This window comes from Pseudoalteromonas sp. M8 (assembly GCF_018141365.1).
In the GTDB taxonomy this organism is placed as follows: domain Bacteria; phylum Pseudomonadota; class Gammaproteobacteria; order Enterobacterales; family Alteromonadaceae; genus Pseudoalteromonas.
Genome location: NZ_CP047240.1, coordinates 3,867,355 through 3,889,809 on the forward strand (window position 1 = coordinate 3,867,355; position 22,455 = coordinate 3,889,809).

The 22,455-nt window shown below is 47.1% G+C and carries 3 protein-coding genes; all 3 read right to left on the minus strand.

The genetic code is table 11. The features are described from left to right. Window positions 1-9 precede the first annotated feature (9 nt). The 3 genes from GSF13_RS22240 to GSF13_RS22250 all read right to left on the minus strand — a co-directional run bounded on the left by GSF13_RS22240 (window position 10) and on the right by GSF13_RS22250 (window position 22,356). Window positions 10-9,693: a non-ribosomal peptide synthetase gene (locus GSF13_RS22240; protein ID WP_249122727.1), complete on the minus strand. Its 9,684-nt coding sequence runs from the start codon at window positions 9,691-9,693 to the stop codon at window positions 10-12. Next, window positions 9,693-19,619 (minus strand): non-ribosomal peptide synthetase/type I polyketide synthase, encoded by a 9,927-nt coding sequence (locus tag GSF13_RS22245; protein ID WP_211867127.1) that lies wholly within the window; start codon window positions 19,617-19,619, stop codon window positions 9,693-9,695. Before GSF13_RS22245 ends, GSF13_RS22240 begins: the two co-directional genes overlap by 1 nt. A 721-nt stretch (window positions 19,620-20,340) precedes the next feature. After that, window positions 20,341-22,356 (minus strand): amidohydrolase family protein, encoded by a 2,016-nt coding sequence (locus GSF13_RS22250; protein ID WP_211867129.1) that lies wholly within the window; start codon window positions 22,354-22,356, stop codon window positions 20,341-20,343. Window positions 22,357-22,455: the final 99 nt, after the last annotated feature.

Consider the following 22,455-nt stretch of genomic DNA (forward strand, 5'->3'; position numbering starts at 1 on the left):
CCTGCTCAATTAAGGCAACCGCTTGGCTTGCTGATAAAGAGTGCCCCCTAACTCAAAGAAGTTACTGTTAATATCTCGAACTTGAGTATTGAGCACTTGAGCAAAAATTTCTGCCAGCAGCGTTTGTAGTTCAGTCATAGGAGCTAAAGGTGCTGTAAGCACTTGCGCCAGTTGCGATTGCACCAGTTGTGCAAGTGCTCCTGCATCTACTTTGCCGTTATTGGTAAGTGGCATAGCAGCCAGTGCATACAGCTTGTAAGGCAACATGTAACTTGGTAGGACCTCTGCTAACGAGGCTAATATCTGAGTATGTAGCGTCTGTTCAAGCTCATAAATGGCATCACTGTGCGATGGTGTAGTTAGCACCACACAGGCCTGTAAGTTATCTTTACTTTCGTTAAGTAACACATGTGCTTGTTGCACTGCATCTAGGTGCTCAAGCTGAGCCGCAATTTCTTCAAGTTCGATGCGATAGCCACGCAGTTTAACTTGGTTGTCTCGACGACCAATAAACTGAAGCGCACTAGGGCAGCCCTGTTCATCTAGCAGCCAGCGCACTTGATCGCCCGTCTGATAATAACGCTGCGAGTTATTCATCAATGTCAATGACACAAATTTACTGGCGCTGAGCTCAGGCAACCCAAAATACGCCTGAGCCACATTATCGCCTGCGATGTATAGCTCACCGGGCATGCCCATCGGCACCGGCTGTTGATGCTGATCCAGCACCACCAAATGAGTGCCCTGAATGGCGCTACCGATTGGCACAAAGCGCTGCGATTGCTGTGCAAGGGAAACCGCATCTTGGCCGTTACAGCGATACACACAACAACCGACCGTTGCTTCTGTTGGGCCATATTCGTTATAAAAATAAGCCTGTGGCAGCAGTGCCCCAACTTGAGTAACCACGCTGCTAGATAAGGCTTCTCCCCCCACCACAATGTGGTGCGCAGCATTGCTCGGTTGTAATCGCGCCAGCACGCCTTGCAAGTGGGCTGGTGTCAGCTTAAACAGCAGCGCCTCATCACGCGCTAAACACGCACTAAGCTCTGTGATTAACTGCTCGCCATCATTCAATAATACAACTCCAAGGCCATTAACCAGCGCGCCCCATAAGCTCGTTACTGTCGCATCAAACGCTAAAGGCGTGCTGACAACACTCTCGTGTATATCGCCTTGGAGATAACTGTGGCTAACATGCTCAAGGTAAAGGTGCAAGTTTCGATGGCTGATCACCACACCTTTGGGTCGCCCTGTAGTGCCAGAGGTATAAATCATATAAGCAGGCGCATCAATATCACTTAATGGCGCTAGCGCCTCTACAGGCATGTTCTGCCAATGCGGTGCGGTGTCCATTAGCACCAAACGGCAGCTGAGTTCTGCGCTGTTTGGAAGTAGCGCTGAGGTAGTGATAAGGCAAGTCGCTTTGCTGTCACGCAATATATAGTGCTGACGCTGACTCGGTGCATTTGGGTCAAGCGGCACATACACTGCCCCAACTTTTAAGGTTGCCAAAAGTGCCACAACTTGCTCACAGCTTGGCGCTAAGCTTATTGCGACCTGCGACCTTGCCGTTACGCCTTGTTCAATCAAGTAACGCGCAAGTTGATTACTTTGTGACTCCAATTCGCCAAAACTTAACCGCTTGCCAGTCATATCTCGTACAGCATTTTGCTGTGCACTATGCTGAGCAAAGTCCCGTATTTTATCGCTGATAAACCAAGGAGATTGCGGCTGCGCTTGCGTGGCAAACCCTAACTCGCTGAGTACTTTGCTATCAACTAATGGTAAGGTATTCACACTTTGCTCAGGGCTTGTCAGCGCCGCGTCAATTAACGTCACAAAAGCATCAACCATCGCCTGTACGCTAGTGTGTTTAAACAAGGCTTTGGCATAATTCCACTGCACCGTGATCTCACTGCCCGATTCTTGTGCATTGACTTCTAAGTCGAACTTCATTGCAGGCTTAAGCTCAAGCTGTTGCTCGATTTTTAGGTGAGGTAGCTTGAAGTTACTTTGTTCGTTATTTTGTAGTGCAAAGAGTATTTGTAATACGGGCGAATGCGCTAAGCTGCGCGGTGGATTAATGGCATCAACAAGCTGCTCAAAGGGTAGATTCTGATGGGAAAAAGCCGACAAGATCACCTGTTTTTGTTCACTTAGCCAGTCGTTAAATGAAGGCGACCCCACTTTGCGAGCGCGAATAGCCAAGGTATTCACAAAGCAGCCCAGTAACTCCTCTAACTCTTTCACCTCACGTCCTGCAATGGGCGAGCCAATGACAATATCCTGCGTTTGACTTAGACGAAGCATCAACAGCGAAAAGGCACTTTGCAACCACATATACAAGGTCACCCCTTGTGCTTGGCAATGCGCTTTTATCGCCTCAACTTGCGACGTTGTAAGAGTATGACGAATGCATTCACCATCAAGGGACTGAACTTGTGGTCGCTCAAAGTCCAGCGGTAATTCATGAACAACAGGACACTGCTGTAACTGAGTTTGCCAATAAGAAAGATCTGCCTGATAGCTATCTTGCTGTTGCTGCTGCCAGTAGGCAAAGTCTGCATACTGCACCGCTAGCGGTTTAGCGTATTGCTCTGGCAACGAATACGCTGGCGCTTCACTAAAGTGCCGATAAAACGCCACAAATTCTTTGGCAAGCAGCGCCATCGACCAACCATCGCTGGCTATGTGATGCATGTTAAACAAGAGTCCAAATTGGTTGTGACTAAACTGTACACAGATCACGCGCAGCATAGTGTCTTGGCATAAATCAAAAGGCTTGCTGAGCGATTGCTGCTGTAATGTTTGCCAACGCTGCTGTTGCTCGGCGGTATTCAGCCCAGACAAATCTACTAATTCCACAGGACAAGCTACTTGAGCACGAACTTGCTGCACAGCACCGTGATCACCATTTGCAGGAACGATGACCGTACGGAGCACTTCATGACGTGCAACAATCGCGCTTAACGCTTGTGTTAAAGCGTCAATATCTAAGGCTCCTTCACACCAATAGCTCGCTGGCATATGGTATTGCAGACTTTGCTCATGTAACTGATCGATTAACCACAAACGCTGCTGAGCAAAAGACAGAGGTAACGCTTGAGCTCTTGATACCGGCTCAATGGTATTGCTGTGCGCAATCATCGAACTTGCGGTTATCACTTCAGCAAACGCTGCAATACTTGGCGCATCAAAAAGTTGTGGCAAGGTGATATCTCGCCGCTGCTCACTGCGCACTCGGCTGATCACTTTTATGGCGAGCAGCGAATGCCCACCTAAGTCAAAAAAACTATCGTTAATACTCCGTACTGGGCTCGGCAGTAGCTCACGATATAACTCAAGTAAATAACGCTGTATGTCTGTGAGCTTAGATCCATCAATTACCTCGGCGACCTCTTGGCTTTTCGCCTGTGCCTGATAGGCAAGCTGTAATGCTTGCTTGTCTACTTTTCCGTTTGCAGTCAGTGGAAGATCAGCAACGATATCCAGTGCGGCAGGTAACATGTAACTGGGCAACGACTGCGATAAAGCTTGGCGCAACTGCACGAGTGTGAGCTTAGCCTCACCATTTAAAACCACATGAGCCACTAGGCTTTCTTGTGCTTCATCAACACTCACAGCGCAGCTTTTTACTTGCACCAACGCGTCGATTTGATGGGCGATTGCCACAAGAGAAATACGGTAGCCTCGCAGTTTTACTTGCTCGTCTAACCGCCCTAAATAACAAAGATAGTCTGCCTCACCGCGCGCATTCGCCTGCCACTTTGCCTTGTCGCCACTGCGATACCAACGCAAGCTTGAAGTACCAGACGCAGGCACTGCTTGCTCAACAAAGCGTGTTTGCGTCACACTCGCGAGATTAATATAGCCTTCACACACCCCATCTCCCGCTAGCCAAAGCTCTCCGGGCATATTGGGTAAAGCCAGCTCGCCAAACTCGTCAACCACCGCAAGTGTCATATTATCGATAGCGTGACCAATAGGCACTTCCTCATGGCCCGCTAACAAGTGGCGCGACTCACGGCTTACAGCATAGATACTACAGCCGACTGTTGCCTCTGTTGGGCCATATTCGTTTATCCACTGGGCGTTAGGGAGCTTGTCCATCAGCTTATCAACCAAAGCTGCGCTCAGCCCTTCACCCCCAACCACAAATCGGTGGGCGATATTACTGCGAGTTTGTGCGTCACTTAATGCAAATACCGCGCGTAGGTGAGCCGGTGTTAACTTGAATAACTTGGCTTCGTTAGCTGCAAAAATCTGCGTTTGTAAGGCGGGCAACAATTCAGCACCCGAGGGAAGCAACTCAAGCTCACCACCTCGCATTAAGATAGGCACTAAGGCGGTCACCGTCGCATCAAACGCCAGCGGTGTACTGAGTACTGCCTTGGTTATATCACCGGATTGTGGCAGATAGCGCTGACACGCAAAGCGCAGATAATTATTGAGGTTGCCATGACTAATGGGCACCCCTTTTGGCTGCCCGGTGGAACCTGAGGTATAAATAACATAGGCAAGCTCGGCTTGGTTAAATGCAGATGCGTCTTCATCTACCAACAAACTGGTATCGTAAAACGCAAAGTTCCCCTCGGCTTCGAACAGATCATCAAGCAACAAAAAGTCACTACCGGCTTCAATCAAGCGCTCGGCATCTTCACTTAGCGCCAGCGTCAATACGATGTCTGCATCATTCATGATGTAGGCTAAGGTATCGGTTGGCGTGTCATGATGAATGGGCACATAGGTATGGCGCGCTTTTAATACTGCCAGCACCGCGGCCACCATGTAACTTGAAGACGGCAGTAAAATAGCAATGCGACTTTGCTCGGCAAATGCCATTTCTAATAAGCTATTAGCAAGTTGGTTCGCGCATTTTTCTAAGGTGAGATAACTACAAGTGAATTCCCCCATGCGCACCGCAGTTTGTAGTGGAGTCTGAAGAGCCGCCTGACTAAACTGAGTCACCCATGGCTGTTGCTCTGTCACTTCTACCGCAACACTTTGCTGCTGTTTTAATAGCGCTAACTGCTGCTCAGCGGGCCACAATGACAATGCTGACAACGGGGTATTTGGCTCAGCAAGACACTGCGATAACACATAACAAAACTGCTGATGGAAACTAACCACACTCGCTTCTTGCCACAAATTGCGGTCATAAAGCCATTCAACGGTGAGTATATCCCCCTCGTCTATCACTGCGACTTCTAAATCTAGTTTGGCACCGCGTACTTTACTTTGGCACGGCGTCACTTCCAATTGTTCTAGCCTAAGGTTTTCATTTACCTGATTATTTACCCGAAACACGATTTGATGCAGCGGGTGCTGGGCGCTTGAGCGTTCAACGTCTAGCTCATCCACTAACACATCGAAGGGAATATGTTGATGTTGCAATGCATCGTTGAGTAAGCCTTGGGTTTGCTGTAACGCTTGCGTGAAACTGGTGTCTTCCCTCCATTCGCTCCTAAGCACTAAGGTATTGATAAAGTTACCAATCATACTCTCAAATGCTTTAAGGTGACGTCCTGATACCGGCGTACCAACAACCACATCGCGCTGTTGAGAAAAGCGGCTTAACCACAATGAAAATAGCGTTTGCAGTAACACAAATAAGGTTTGCCCTGAACGAGTTTGATACGCTCGAAGCGCACTAACCAGCGCTGCAGGTATGGGCTCAATCACTAAGGCGCCACGCAAAGAGGTTTTCGCTTCTCTGTGGTAATCCAGCGGTAATTCATGAACCTTGGGCAGACCTTGTAATTGCATACGCCAATAGTCGAGTTCCTGTTGCCATAGCGCCCCCTGTTCCAGCTTCTGTTGCCACATCACGTAATCAACATAATGCACCTCTTGTAGCGATAAGGTTTCGCCGCTGAGAGCAGCTTTGTATGCCTGTCTTAAAGCGTCACTCAAACACGCAATAGACCAACCATCGGCAGCGATATGATGTAAGGTGATCACAAGGGTAGCCTGCATCGCCTCTTGTTGATAAAGACTGGCGCGCAGCATTAAATCACGGCTTAAATCGAAGCTGGTTGCGTAATCTTCTGCGATAGCTTGCTCTAACGCATGTGCTTGTTGCTCAGCGGATTTATCTGTCCAGTCGTGCTTAATCAAGGTAAATCGAGCATCAAGGTTAATGCTTTGGTGCGGTTCTCCTTGCTCATTTTGATGATAATTAAACGCCAAGACTGGATGTTGCTTAATCACAGCAATAAAGGCGTGCTCTAAGGCCTTGGTATTCAGTTTGCCTTGCAATTGAAATATGCCCTGTAGGTTATACTGGTTGCTGTGCCCTTGCAGTTGGTCTACAAACCACAAGCGCCGCTGTGCAAATGACAAAGGATAATTGGGCTGTGGTGGCGCAGGTTGTAGACTTGGTAATGAAGATTGAGACTGAGAGTTAGCCAGTATCTCGCTTAGTTCAAATACGCTAGGATTGGCAAACAGTTGCTTTAAGCTCACCTCCACCGAGAGCTGGGCTCTTAGTTCATTGAGTAATTGCATTGCCAATAAAGAGTGACCACCGATGCTGAAAAAGCTATCGTGCAGCCCCACTTCTGGTGCGCCCGTTAAGGTTTGATAGAGTGTGATTAACTGTCGCTGCAACGCACTTGTCACCTCACTACTTTGGCTTTGAGAAGTTAATGCCAAAGACTGTAATTGTTGGCGGTCTATCTTGCCATTACTCAGGGTGGGTAAGTGCTGGCAAAGCTCTATCCAGCTTGGGATCATCGGCTCGGGCAAGCGACGCTTCAAGCCTTGGCGGATCACTTCGCGCAGATTGGTTGCGGCGCACTGGCTGCCACCACCACTTACCACAAAAGCAACCAAAGCATCTTGCTTGCCGAGCTTGCGCACCACGACTGCTGCCTGCGATACCTCATCAAGCGCTAACAGAGCAGCTTCTATTTCATTGAGATCAACGCGGTAACCGCGAATTTTCGCTTGTTTGTCAATTCGACCGAGAAATTCAAGCTCGCCGCTCGCATTCAGCCTAACGCTATCACCACTGCGGTAAAAACGGGCGCATTGGGCACTATGTTGCAAGCTACTTGTAAACTGAGCTGCAGTCTCTGAAGGCGCATTTATATATCCTTTGGCGAGGCTCGGCCCGCCAATATAGAGCTCTCCAGGCATGCCAGCGGGTGTTGGCTTCCCCTGTTTGTTGAATACGCAGGTGGTGACATGTGCCAAAGGCGCACCGATCGGATAACTGTGGCCGGTTAGCCTGCTGTCTGTGACTTCATGACAAACCACTCCAACACAAGCCTCCGTCGGACCATAATGGTTGAAAATACGCGCTGCTGGCGTCAGCGCGCGAATGCTATCAACAAGCTGCTCACCTAATGCTTCTCCACCTAACACCCACTGCGAAATAGCGGGCTTTTGCTCAGCAAATTGAGGCAACAGCACCGCGGCAAAAGAAGGGGTTAATTTTATCAAGTTAACTTGCTCAGCCACTAACTTGGCTGCAATTTCAGTCGGTTCTGCCGCTTGGTTTGCAAGGGTGAGTACCACAGTACCGCCATGAGTAAGCACCGGATACACAGCCGTTAAGCATAAATCCGTGGCAAGTCCTGTGACCACGCCCGCTCGCGTATCTTGGTTGTAACTCAATCTCGCCGCGATGCTGCTGCAATAGTGACTCAGCGCGCCATGGCTGATCTCAACCCCTTTGGGCACACCAGTAGAACCAGAAGTAAACAACACATACGCGCTATCATCAAAACTTGGTGAATAAGTTTGCTGCGGCGCTCCTTTGTTTTGGCTCAGCTCACTATATGTAAGCACTCTGATGTCAGCTTCTCGTAGCGCTTGGAAAAGTGGCGTTTCGACACTTACCACCACCGTATTACACTCAGCTTGCGCTAGCATTTGTAGCGCTCTGGCAGTGGGCATATTGCCATCAATAGGTAAATACGCACGGCCACTTTGCATTACGCCAAGCATAGTGACAATGTCACTCATATCGCCCGTTGTTATCAGCGCAATAATTGACGTGGCTGCGTGTAAGTTGTTGGCAATTTGCACGCTTTGGGCATACAGCTGCTGATAAGTTAGGGTGCGTGATGCTTCAACATTGGTGCTTGGCACCACCACGGCTATCGCCTCGCCTTGGGTTTGCGCTATCTCTCTGATTGCTTGCGGCACCAGCATCGGCTGGCTGATGTTGTGATTGATATTTGCCGCCTTTGTCGGTAAGTTCGTTGATTTGAGCACCAAGTCGTCAATCGGCAGCGCCTCTTTAGCACAATAGCACTGGACGAGTGCCAAATAATCATCGGCAAATTGCTGAATAAGCGCATGGTCATAAAGCCCTGTTGCATAAACAAAGTCACACACAAGGGCATCATCTGTATCATCAACAGATAGGGTTAAGTCAAATTTCGCTGTGCCATTATCTAGGGCAATTAACTCGGCTTCTAATTGGTTATTTACCGACACCTTACTACTGGCTACACCATTGTAGTTAAATAACACTTGAAACAAGGCGGAATGCGCGGCGGATTTGGGTAGCTCTAGCGCTTCAATGATGTCTTCCACGGCAGCGTTTTGATTACTAAGCCCTTGCAATACTTTGTATTGCAGCGCCTTAATCGCCTCACTCATGGAGTGATGTCCGTTTATCTGCATACGCAGTGGCAAGGTATTAATAAAGCAGCCAAGCATAGCTTCAAACTCGCTTTGCTGACGATTTGCAACCGGCACCCCTAAGGTAATATCGGCTTGCTCACTGTAGCGATAAAGCAAGATGTAAAACACGCCCAGCAAGGCGGTAAAATGTGTTACGCCATCGCTGTGGCAAGCTTTATCTAATCGTTGTATTTGTTCTGCGTTAAACGAACAACGAACCGTGTCACCTTGGTACTGCTTTTCTTTTTTTCTTGGATAGCTGGTGGACAATTCAAACGGTGTAAATGCCTCTAACTGCTCAGTCCAATAAGCCAATTGTTGTTGATAGTCTGGGGATTGTCTTAATTGCTGCTCCCAGTGCACATAGTCAACATACTGTAAATCGGGAAGCTCAACACACGCCTCCGATAGCTCATACAGCAGTGCGTTGATAAATATAGTCACGCTCCAGCCATCACTAATAATATGATGCATGTTAACGAGTAACCAGCGGCAAGCAGTGTGAGAGTTACTCACTAAAGCCGTCACTTGCAGCAGCGACTCGTTGGCAAGATCAAACTGATACCGCACAGCCTCTTTAATCGACTCTGGTAGCTGATTGGGTAGCGCTTCTTCATCCACGGTCATCACAGCAATTTTCATCGCCTCAGCAGGTTCAATTTGCTGCACCACCTTCCCTTCAACCGTGATAAATCGTGCTCTCAAAATATCGTACTTAGCTATCAAGCGGCTCAACGCTTGTTCAATATCCGTGACTGAAAATGGCTGCGATAATTTAACTAGCCCAGCCATGTTGTATGCCGCAGTGCCCCCTTCATATTTATCAATAAACCACATTCTTTGCTGTGCTGCCGAGAGCGCAGCAGATTGCTTTTGTTGCCCCTGAAGGTAGGTGATAAGCGCAGCTTTGTGCGCCTTTATCTTATCCAGAATACCCTCAGGCACCTGCCCAAGCGGTGTTCTAAGTTTTAATTTATCTTGCTGTAAATAAACATAAATCTGTTGACGGTCCAGCTCATCTAACCACTGTTTTATTGCAAAGTTTTCCATCATTACAAGTCCATCTCCGTCATAGATTTATCACTTAGCGCTGCACTCAAATCTCGGTCGCTTACAATATCACTGACTTTCTCTACGTTTGGAGTCTGCGTCTCCACCGAAATAGCATCATGAGCTTGTTTTAGCGCTTCGATACACTCAGCAAGCTCTGCAATACAGGCGTGCTCAAAGATGTCGCCAATGGTCAATTTAATATTGAAAGCTCGGTTGAGTCTCGATACCAACTGCATACCAATCACCGAATTGCCGCCGCTATCCACAAAACGTGCTGTGACGCCCAACTGCTCAACAGGGAGAAGCGCTAGATAATGTTGATGCAGCTGTTTTTCTGTTTCAGTGCGAGGAGCCAACGTGCATATTTCTGATACTTGCTCAACAGCAGGCATTGGTAGTGCTTTTCGGTCGCGCTTACCATTTGGTGTCACCGGCCATTGACTTAACCAAACAAAATGCTCAGGCACCATGTAACTTGGTAACCATTCACCGAGCGCTTGGCGCAGCCGAGGCGAAGACCACTCGGTTGATAGCTCACCATCATCAATCATATAACCACACAGACATGGGCCAGTTTCTAGCGTTTGTACGCAAACATCGACTTCACTAGTATTGAGTATCCGCCCTAGGTGATGGCTAATATCGCCAAGCTCTATACGATGACCATGGAGTTTAATTTGATTATCTAAGCGTCCTTTTACTTCAAAATGGCCATCAGCTAAACGCCTCGCTTTGTCTCCCGTCTTGTATAAGCGGCGGCTAATGGAAGTTGTAAATTGATGATTGATAAAACGCTGCTCGGTCAGCTCCGCTTGATGTAAATAACCCATAGCAACACCACTGCCACCAATGTATAACTCGCCCCATACGCCGTCGGGTAAAGGCAGTCCTTCACCATGGCACTCTGTTGGGAGCACAAATAAGCTAGTATTTTGTATCGCTTTACCAATGGTTATCTCTGCGGCATTGTCGATATGTGCCACCGCCGACCAAATCGTGGTTTCGGTTGGTCCGTATAAGTTATAAACCGCTTTACTGTGACTAAGTAACTGCGCGGCCAGTGCCTGAGGTAAAGGCTCACCGCCACTCCATACTTTTATGCCAGAAGTGCATGCTGGCGCCGCATTTAACACTAATTGCCATAGCGTTGGCGTTGCCTGCATCACCGTGATCTGCTGCTGTTCAATAAGCGCGCCAAGCACAGCAGAATCGCTAATACTTTCATCACTTGCCAGCACCACCGACGCACCAACCAGTAATGGCCCAAACAACTCTAGCAAGGCAATATCAAATGCCACCGTGGTGATGGCCAATAAGCGGTCATCTACCACCAGCCCTGGTTCACGACACATAGATGCAAGCAAATTAGCAAATGCCCCGTGACTAACTTCAACGCCCTTGGGTAACCCCGTGGAACCAGAGGTATAAATCACGTAAGCACGCTGCTGAGCTTGAATTAGCAAGCTTGGGCTGCGAGTCGAACTTTTGGCAATTTCTTCTGCATCGCTATCCATACAGACTCGTTTGAAACGACCATGATTGAATAACGCAGACTCTGCACTGCTGGCATCACATAGCACAACACTCGCTTTGGCATCCTCTAAGATATGCGCGATGCGCTCGTCAGGAAAGGTGAGATCGAGTGGTAAAAATGCCGCTCCAGCTTTCATCACCGCCATGAGTGCTATCAACAGCTCCGCCCTGCGTGGTAATGCCACCGCCACGATACTATTGGGCGTTACCTGCTGCTTCATCAAGTAGTGAGCGAGTTGGTTAACACGCGAATCTAGTGCCTCATAACTGAGACTCACATCATCCGTTACCAGTGCCGTACGTGCGCTGCAACGCGACACATTGTGCTGCCAAGTTTCAACGAAACTCGTCGCGACCTTAACCGATTTCTCTTGCTGTAGCGGTAACTCAACCAATCGATACACATCATCACTACTTTGTATCAACTCATTTTGAGCCCCTATCGGTGTGTTGCCTTGAACCTGCGACAGCAAATGGACAAACTTAGCCACATACTGGGCCATTAGTTCAGTATCAAATTTCGCAGTGTGATATTCCACTAACAGTGACCACTGTCCCGCAACACAGGTCATATTTGTCGTCAGTTCAAATTGGCCAAATTTAGCGACACTTGGCTGTACTTCAACCTCTAGTCCATTAAAGCTCGGCAAAGTGGTGACTTTATCTAGATTAAACAAAGTGCTAGGTAGAATTAGCTGGTCATCGGCAAGGCTTGCATACGGGTGGGTTTGGTGATCAAAGGCATCAAGTAAGGTGTTTTGCACCCGCTGTACCAGCTCACCGATAGTGCTAATGCTAGTCATGTCAACCACAATGGGCAAGATATTGGTGCAATAACCCAGTAACGTTTGGTCGAGCAACTCAGGCTCAAACTGTGATGCCAACCGTTGCCTATCTGATACCGGCACACCGACACTTATTACCGTCTGACCGCTTAACTTGTGTAGCCACAAGCAATAGAGTGCAAGCATGGTTGCAAATTGCCCACAACGCAAAGATTGAGCAAGGGTCTCAGTATTTCGGAGTGCACTCGATGAAATGGGTAATGTGAGCTGATTAACTTGATATGAAGCCACGCTCACCGTCGTTGATTTTGGCAGCGCAAGTGGTGTTGAATTAGCTAAGCACTGATGCCAAAAAGCTTGGTTTTTTGCAGCTTCTGGTGAATGCGAATATGCCTGCAAGCTATCAACATAGTGACTAAAGGAGACAGCTCGGCTTGCCACCTCATTTTGTTTTGCATCTTGATTGTAGCGCTCAGCGATTGCTGCCAGCACTATTTGTAGTGAAAGCCCATCGCAGATCACATGATGGGCTACAACACTTAAATAGTGCTGCGCTTTGCCATCACTCAACAGCGTCACTCTACAAAGTGGGTCTTTTGCAAAGTCAAATGGTTGATAACGCAGCGCGGATAACCGCGTTTGCAATGTTACTTGGTCGTCCTCACTCCATGGCTCAACATGCAACTCGGCTTTTTCCACTCGGCAATATTGCATTAAGCGGTCACTATCGACACCAAAACGCAAGATTGGGAAGTCGCGGCAGACCGCGGTAACGGCTTGTTGCAGCCGCGGTAAATCGAGCTTGCCGGAGAGCTTTAATATCGCTTGTAGTTGATATGCACTCGCTCCATCGCTTGAGGTCAACGCCATCGCTAATAGCTGCTGCTGGCTATGGCTAAGTGGAAATGCAGCATCGTCATCACTTTGACTCGTTTCACCAAAGTAGCCCGCACGTTTTAAGCTAAGTACACTGGCTTCAACTGCGTTTATCACCGCTGCAATGTCTTCATCTGTATGGGCGGCACTGAAAAAGCAGTTTCGCCCTTCCCAGATAAACACACCGCGCTCTAGCATTTCATAAAAGAACACATCAAGATTTTGCGAAAAGCGAAAACGGAATAATGAGGCAAACGCTTCTATTCGAATGGGTACGTCATGGGTTTCAAAAAACGCATTGAGATGTGCTTTAAATGCCGCGGTTTTGTCGTTTATCCCTTGTTGTAACGCTGGACCTTGCGACTTAATAGCTTGCAACACCGCTTTGGCGCTCGCCATGGTCATTGGATGTTTGCAGAAAGTCCCGGCAAAGAAGGTAGTATCGGTCAAAGGGTAGGAATCATCTCCGTATTGCCAATTTCCTCCGTCAATGGCATCGAGATAGGTAGCGGCCCCCGCGACTACACCGATAGGCATACCACCACCGACGATTTTGCCATAGGTTGCCATATCGGCCTTAACCCCTATCAAGCCTTGAACACCACCGGGGTGTGCTCTAAAGCCAGTGATCATTTCGTCAAAAATGAGGGCAATATCATGCGCTTCGGTAAGCGTACGTAGTTTACGTAAAAACGCCCAAGGCTGATTTTCAGGATGACGGCTTTGTACCGGCTCAACAATCACCGCGGCAATATGTTGCGCCTCTCGGGTAATAACCTCTAGCGCCTCATCATCACCATAAGGTAAAACGAGATTATCGGCGATTGCGCCATAACGCACTCCAGCGCACATTGTCTCTACGCCTTGCTCTGGCGACTCAGTTGCTAAAGTACCATCATAGTGACCATGATACGCGCCTGAAAACTGAACAATTTTATCGCGTTTGGTCACCGTTCTTGCCAAGCGTAGCGCCGTCATGACCGCCTCTGTACCAGAGTTACAAAACGATACCCGCTCAAGCCCTGTCAGCTCACAGATAAGTGCAGCAACCTCAGGCGCATCAGGACTTGCAAGCCCCAGTTGCATACCCGCTTCAAGCTGTTGCGCCAGTGCTGCTTTGATAAAGTCAGAGTTGTGACCAAATAAGTTAGTACCAAAATCCATGGTGATATCAATATAGCGATTATCATCGATATCCCAAATATATGCGCCCTCACAACGCTTAGAAAACACCGGATAAAGTAGCTCTTTGCTCGACAGTCTAAAACCTGCCGATGCTCGGCAATCCGCAAGGCGTGCGCGATATTTGCTCACTAGCGCTTTTGAACTGTGCGTTTTCGCAATGTAAGCATCACTCAATGCAGCAAGGTGTTGGCGTATGGCCGGGCTGCTATTGGCACGCTGCACTTGTTTTTGTTGCGCGCCTGGTAATACAGATTGGGCTCTGCTTGGCTGGGGCTTTGATACCAAGGTTGCTGTCGAGGTGACTGCACTGTTTTCAACTTTCACGCCCTGAATATGGCGTAACTGCTGTCCCACCACAGCTTCTAACGCAGCTCTCGCTTCAGCGCTGGTCACTGTGCTTGCCGCCTGCAATTGCGCCTGATAGATAGCGACAAGCGTGTGGTTGTCAGCCTCTACTACACTACCTTTTGGCGTATCAGTCGTCACCGATGCAGGTGATGGCAAACTGCCAGCTTGTTGTGAACCTTGCGGCGCTTTGAGATAGTCACTATGGCTTTGAATATAGGCCACTAACTTATCGACATCGCTGAGCTCTTGATAAAATTGACGAACACTAAACTCTAAACCGAATTCCCGCTCGTACACTCTAACAGCCTGCATGATCATCAACGAATCAACCCCCATTTCTAGCAAAGGGAGGTTGGTTTGGATAGCATCAGCGGGCATCGATAAGAGTCCCGCCAGGGTATTGAGCACAAAGCTGCGAATTTGTGCATCACGGTCACTCGCTTCTACCACTGTCAGTGCTTCGGGCTGTGATTGTTCAGTACCAAAAATCCAGAATGAGCTGCAATCAAACGGATATTGCGGCAAGCCTACTCTAGCGCTCGGGCGATTGCCATACACCTGTTGCCATTCGAGCGGCCCGCCTAAGTCGAGGTATGTGCCTAAACACTCGGCGAACCTCATGCTGTCTTCGCCTTTGGAGTGCAATACATGGGCATAACTGAGCGCTTTGTTATTGCTATTTTCCTGTAGTAAGCCACTCAAAATAGGTTTAGGACCAAGCTCAATCGCTAAGCCATGCTCTAGTGACTCAAGCGCAGTTACACAGTCAACAAAGCGAACCGGTGCCTTAATTTGTTCAACCCAATACTCGGCCGTAGCGATAAGTGTAGACTCCACTTGCCCCGTCATGGATGAAACAAAAGGCAGCCGAGGCTGTTGGAATCTAACCTGTTCAGCGACTTCCCTAAAGGCCTCTAGCATGGGGGCCATCAATGGAGAGTGGAAAGCGTTTGCCGTATGCAGCGCTTTTACTTTAATTTGCTGTGCTGCAAGCACGTCACTGAGGGCTGTGATTGCTTCATCAGCACCGGAGAATACTACCCCAGCCTCACCATGGAAGGCTGAGATAACCACTTGCTCCTGAATCTCACTCAAGCAATTACGTGCGGTTATTTCATCACATCTTGCGGCGATCATGCTGCCTTTTATCGGTAATTCATGCATTAGTTGACCACGCGCTGCAATCAACTCAATGCCATCATGAAGCGAGAACACACCCGCAATACAAGCCGCTGCATACTCACCAACGCTATGACTGAGTAGCTGAGATGGCTTCACCCCGTAATGCATCAATAAGTTTGCCAAACTGTATTCGACGGCAAACAAGCTCACTTGCGTCCAACGGGTTTGTGCCAGTAGTTCTCTATGCTTTTCATCGAATAACACATCCAACAGGCGTGCTCCAAAGCGCTCGCCAATCAGGCTGTCAATGTCATCTAAGTGACTGCGAAACACTGCGTGGTGTTGATATAAAGAGAGGGCCATCAAGGGGTATTGTGAACCTTGTCCGGTGAACAAAAGCGCAACTTCTAGTGCAGTATTTGCCGAGGACTGTTCAGCAATAATGGGACTATTCAGTTGCGAAATAAGTGCTTCTCTACTCACACCACTAAACGTTTTATGCACACCTTTAAGCGGCACTTGCTCGGCATTTTGTGCGCAGAAGTCATCAAATGCTTGAGGAGTCAAACTCGACAATCGTTCACTATAGTGACCAGCAAGTTTCTGCAATGCAGCTTTAGATTTAGCAGCGAGAGGCAATAGATAAAACGAAGGCGGTGTTACTTCAGCTTGTATTTCTGGTTTAGGCACAGGCGCTTGTGCGCAGATCACATGTGCATTAGTACCACCAAAACCAAAAGAGCTTAATCCAGCGGCTCTTATTCCCCCTTGTTGTACAGACCATGTCTGCATGTTTTGCGGCACCATAAATGGGAGCTTTTGCCATGGGATATGCGGATTTAACACCTCACTGTAACGCTGCGCAGGAATTTGCCCATGCTGTAAACACAGTAGCGTTTTGATAAGCCCAGCAATACCCGCACCGGATTCAAGGTGACCAATATTCGCTTTTACCGCACCGAGAATAACCGGATCATGACGACTATGGTGTTCTCCATACGTGCGGTTTAATGCTGTGATCTCGATAGGATCGCCAAGCTCCGTACCCGTGCCATGGGTTTCCACATAGTGGATATCTCCCGCCTGCATCTTGGCATTATCAAGGGCGGCATTGATCACAGCCTGTTGCGCGGCACTATTTGGCGCGGTAATGCCATTGCTGCGGCCGTCTTGATTAATTGCACTGCCTTTGAGTACACCAACAATTGGGTCGTTGTCTGCCATGGCTTGTTGTAGCGGCTTTAGCATCACCACCCCAACTCCTTCACTTCGCACATAGCCATCCGCTGCCTGTGAAAAGGTTTTGCAATGGCCGTCTGCTGCCAACATTTGTGCGTTTTCACAGGCCTTAGTCACATCATCGCTCAGAATAAGATTAACGCCCGCCACCAACGCCGCGTTCGTTTCTCCATTTCTTAGTGCTTGAATTGCATGATGAAGTGCCACCAGCGATGACGAGCACGCCGTATCAATCGCCACACTCGGGCCGGTAAAATTAAAGCTATAAGAAATACGGTTTGCTGCAATGCTCAGTGCTGTGCCCGTGCCTAAATACGCGGTACTTTTTTGCTGTTGTTGCGACAATAAAAAGTAATCATTTTGCGATATACCGACATACACGCCAATATTGCTACCTGCGAGCGTGGCGGGTTGGTAACCGGCATGCTGTATAGCGTGATAAGTCGTTTGGAGCAGTAATCTATGTTGTGGGTCGATATGCTTAGCTTCGAGTGGCGAGATGCCGAATAATGCAGCATCAAACTCATCGACATTCTCTAAATAGCCACCGAGTCGGTCGGCTTCAAGATTCGGGCAAAGCTGCTGGCGCTTAGGATCTGGCGTGGTGATCCCATCGCCCTGCTGGCTTAACAGCTGCCAAAATGCATCTAATCCATTTGCTAAAGGATAACGACAGGCCATGCCAATCACGGCAATATCTGTATCCGCAATATCTTCAGCTCGGCGAGTAGGCTGCGTCTTATTCGCTTGCTCAGTGGCACCTTTCGACTCGTTAAGCTCTGTCTGCCCTAGAGCTTGAGTTAGCGTACTAAACTGACTTAAATACTGGGCTAATTCGCGAATGGAGGGATATTCGTAAAGTACCGTAGGCTCAAGGTCTAGCTCGTGTACTTCCATTAACTCCCCTGAGATCCGCACCGCTTTCATCGAATCCACACCTAATGCCAAGAATGGCGCGTCGATATCCAAACTACGCGCGGGCTTATCTATTTCTTGTGCGACTAAATCTTGTAATAATCGCTGAATTTGTTGTAGTGACGATGAGGATGATGGCGCTTCAAGTTGTTGCGGCACAGCTGCCTCTCGGGCGCGCGCAATTACTTCAAAGTTATCGGCTAAATAGCTGCGCTTATTCTCTTGGCGCTGAATTTTACCGCTCGATGTTTTATGAATGCGACCGGGCTTTATCAATACGATGTCATAGGGCGTAATGCCGTGGTGCTCAACGATCGCAGCGGTGATCTGCTGTAATACCTGCTCAGCATTTAACTTTCTTAGTGCAGTACGCTTTACTTGTTGTACTATCACCAAACGCTCTTCATTACCATTAGCGGCGACCGAAAACGCTGCGCCGCCATTTTGTTCTAAGCTATCGCTTGCTTGTGTAACTGTAAGCTCTATATCTTGCGGGTAGTAGTTTTTACCGCGGAAGATAAGCACGTCTTTGGCGCGTCCTGTAACGAACAATTCCCCACGCTGGATAAAGCCTAAATCACCAGTACGGAGATAAGCCCGCTCGTCAGCACCTTTAATTCTGGCATGAAATGTAGCCTCGGTTGCCGCTGGGTTATTCCAATACCCCTTTGCTACACTTGGACCAGTTACCCAAATTTCTCCGGTTTCACCATCATTGCACGCTTCAAAAGACTCTGGGTTAACAATCGCAATGCAATGCTCGCCCCAACTCACGCCAGAAGATACGGCGTAATAAGGTTGCTGTTCATCAGCCACATCTAATGCATAAAACGCATCTACTGTATCTTCATCTGTGGCTTGTTCGGCTATGCCCTGCTGTAGCTTGGCTGCATCAATACGTAATATCTTTGGCTTTTCTAGAAGACGTCCACCAGTTGCAAATAAAGTGGTTTCAGCCATACCGTAACAAGGTGCGATACTCTCTCTTTGTAAGCCACACACTTTAAACTTTTGATAAAAGCGCTCTAACGTGCTGGCACGCACTGGTTCCGCGCCATTTAATGCTGAGCGCCAATGGGACAAATCTAAGTCTTTAAGGTCTTCATCTTTGACGGTGTCCACACACAGATCATAGGCAAAGTTTGGCGCACTTGACGTTAATGCTTTGGTTTGTGAAAGCAGTTTTAGCCAACGTAGTGGTTTTTGCAGGAAATAAGCCGGATTCATCAGCGCCGCTGTCGCACCGATATAGATTGGATGCATAATGCCAAAAATCAGTCCCATATCATGGAAATGAGGCAACCAACTTACAATCGAAGAGTTGCTGTCATGACCAAACGCTTCTTTCATTAGCGCCTGATTATCAAGAATATTGTCGTGAGTTACCATTACGCCTTTAGGTGTGCCCGTCGAGCCTGAGGTATATTGCAAAAATGCCAGTTGCTCACCACGGATTTGTGCACGAGGCCACTGTTGAGTGATCGATTTAAGTGCAATGTTATCGGTAGTAAATAGTGCTAACTGCGCTAGACTTGGCTCAGAATCAAGCAATGGCTTGGCGATTTCATTGATCTTTTCACTGGTAAGCGCACCTTTGGCACCTGCGTCTTCGATGATGGCACGCAGACGATCAACATTTTGATTCTTTTTAGGGGGATAAACCGGTACCGCAATTATCCCTGCGTATAAACAAGCAAAAAAGGCTTCAATAAATTCAAATCCAGAGTTGTACAGTAATAATGCTCTGTCACCCGGTTCAAAATATTCACTCAATGTCTCAGCAATAGAGGCTGCACGCTCATGCAGTTCTTGGTAGGAAATGGTTTTACTTGGTAATGCCTCATCGTAAAAATACTGATAGGCAATATCTTGAGATCGAGTACGCGCTAAACTCGCGAGTATAGTAACAATATTTGTATTCATGCCATCCCCATAACTTGGTTGGGATTCCTTTGGCAACAGCGCGAGCAGTATCAATTTGGCTTGCGACAGTTAACCATCAGTAACGTTGTGAAAAACCAATCAATTACTTAACCGCAACAAACACAGTACCCACTTAAGTAGGAAAACGTTTGTAGGGTATATCTATAAAGGTTAACTAACCGCTAAAACCGCGAGCCAAGTTAATCAACAGCACCTTTTGCTATTTGCTTGCAGCATATATACAACATTGCTGTAATCACTCACTGTCACTTTAACGCTTGAATATGGCAACTTTTTTACCATCCTTGTACGCGAGGGTGACGACATCAAAGTCTCAAATAGAGTTATAAAAAAGACCATACCGAAGCTGGTAAAACACACACAGTTTGTATGGCTTCACATCAACGACTCGTGATCTGTACTGAAAAAGGCTAGCACAAGAAACTGATAAATAAACCGCTTTATTAACAAAAAAGTAAATTTATCCATTACACAAGATTACACCAAACCGTTTTTAGGAATTTTTTATTAGGTAGTAACAGGAAAGCCAGAACATTTTGTTTGTTTTTTAAACAAACCTCTGTTTTAGAAACACTTTTGATAAAACTCAGAAATACAATTTAGTCTGATATCGAGGTAACGAAAATAAAACCAGTGCAAGTGTTATATTTTTGCACTGGTTTTATAGCATCAAACTATTACTTTTGTGATGTGCTTAATATTACTTTAGCGAAGGCGAGGTAGTGAACGGCTTCACTCCAATCGCTTGGTAAATTTCAGCAGGCTTAAACGCTTGCTCACCTTTGATCACCAATGTCGCTTTTTGCAGTGCTGTTATATCCTTAAGTGGATCGCCATCGATCAACACTAGATCTGCCACTTTTCCTTTGGCAATTGAACCGGTTTGATGTGCAACCCCCATCAATTTAGCACTCTCAAGCGTTGCCATATTCAGCACATCGGCCGCAGGAATGCCCGCATCAACGTAAAGTGCTAGCTCACGGATCAAGGTAAAGCCTGCAATATTATCCGTTCCAGGTACCATTGGAACACCAGCATCATAGAGCTTTTTCAGCATTTTTTGCATTGCTTCACCTGACTCTTGATAGCTCAGTTTAAACTGTTCATCAACATGCATCTCAGCCCCTTTTAAACCGCGAGCGAATGCAATTGGCATATGCTCTGAAATAGCAGCAAATTCCGGATTGATCTTTTGATCTTCTGCCATCAATAAGCTTCTGAATGTAGATACGGTAGGATCCACAACGATGCGCTTATCACTTAGTAACTTGATGAATGCATTCATCTCTGGACTATCAAGTGATAAGCCTGAAGCTTGCTCTCCCATCAGTGAAAACCGTTTTTGTGTTCTGGTATCCACTTCTTCACCAGCAAGGAAATTAAGGAACAGCATATTAATGTGCTGAATCTCATCATAACCATTTGCAATGGCTTGCTCTGCGGTCATAAACGCTGGCACGTGACCGCTAAGTCTCAATCCACGGCTATGCGCACGTTCAGAAATAGGCTTTACCCAGTTCGGATCGATAGAAGAATAGAGCTTCACTTGAACATAGCCATTATCGGCAAAGAAATCGACCGTCTCGAGCGCTTCTTCCAATGACTTCACACTTAAGCCTGCTGAGTTTTCGCTGAATTTATCCATAAAGCCAGCACGATATACACGCGAGCCCAACACCTGATTGGTATTAAATAGCGCTTCAATTTCCATAATATTGTCGTGCTCGTTACCCATGTCTCTAACGCTGGTAACACCGTTCGCAATATTTAAAATACCGTTCTCTTTTGATAAATGACCGTGCATATCCCAAAGCCCTGGGATCAAGGTTTTCCCTTTTCCATCAAGGCTAACCACGCCATTTTGTTTTTTAATATGTTTAGCTACTTCTACAATCTTGCCATTTTTAATCAACACATCATGGTTTTTCAGCAGTTTTTTCTGCTCACCATCAAAGACGGCAACATTTTCAATAAGTAATGCAGGGACATCGTGTGTCAGCTTGTTAGCGAGGTTTTCTAGATGTTGCTGTTCGGCTTGTTTTTGGATAGTCTCAAGTTCTTCGAACTGTGCTTTGGTGTAGCCGTCGCGCAAGACATACATTGGCCCCCAACTTTGCGCGAAATAGTTACCATCGTCGTCATACCATGCAAAATTAGGAGTAAGACTAAGGCCACTCGTTACTAATAGATGAACGGTTTGTTCCCCCAACTTCATCGTCTTCATTTTTTCGATAAGCATTTTACCTTGAGGGTAAACATCTAATTCGTATTTATTATTTTTTAGAACATAACGCATCGTCGCGTTATCTAGTGCAAGGTGGTTATTAGACGGTACGTAGAAATCGAGTGTCGCGTCAGCTTTAATGCCTGATTCATTGACACTTTTCCACTGCGCAATGCCTCTGTTATAACTAAACGTTTCGTCAATTGTGGAGCCAAAAGCAGAACGTCCTTTAAGACTAAAATTGATGGGTAGCCCTTTTTCATTCAACTTTAAGGTTTCATCAATTAAGATCCGACGGTTGTTCCAGCCAAACTCAATTTTGGCTGTATAGTTTTGCTCGTTGATTTTTTCTTGGCTTAGCGTACCTGCTAAGCCCTTTTCTGAGTAAACATTATTGATAATGGTGTCAGCAAATACTACCCAACTCTGCGTAGTTAAAAGCGCCGCAACGAGTGTCGACAAGGCACTTCGCTTTGTTATTATTTTTGTCATGTTATTGTTCCTTAAATTTCCGTTTAACGACAATAATATTACATCAAGATAACAAAAAGCGAAGTGCTTTAACTGTTACAATTCGTGTGGATTTCACTA

Bases quoted from the DNA above. Each gene is read 5' to 3' on its own strand.
- GSF13_RS22240 (WP_249122727.1), bottom strand. From the start codon at position 9,693: ATGATGGAAAACTTTGCAATAAAACAGTGGTTAGATGAGCTGGACCGT.
- GSF13_RS22245 (WP_211867127.1), bottom strand. From the start codon at position 19,619: ATGAATACAAATATTGTTACTATACTCGCGAGTTTAGCGCGTACTCGA.
- GSF13_RS22250 (WP_211867129.1), bottom strand. From the start codon at position 22,356: ATGACAAAAATAATAACAAAGCGAAGTGCCTTGTCGACACTCGTTGCG.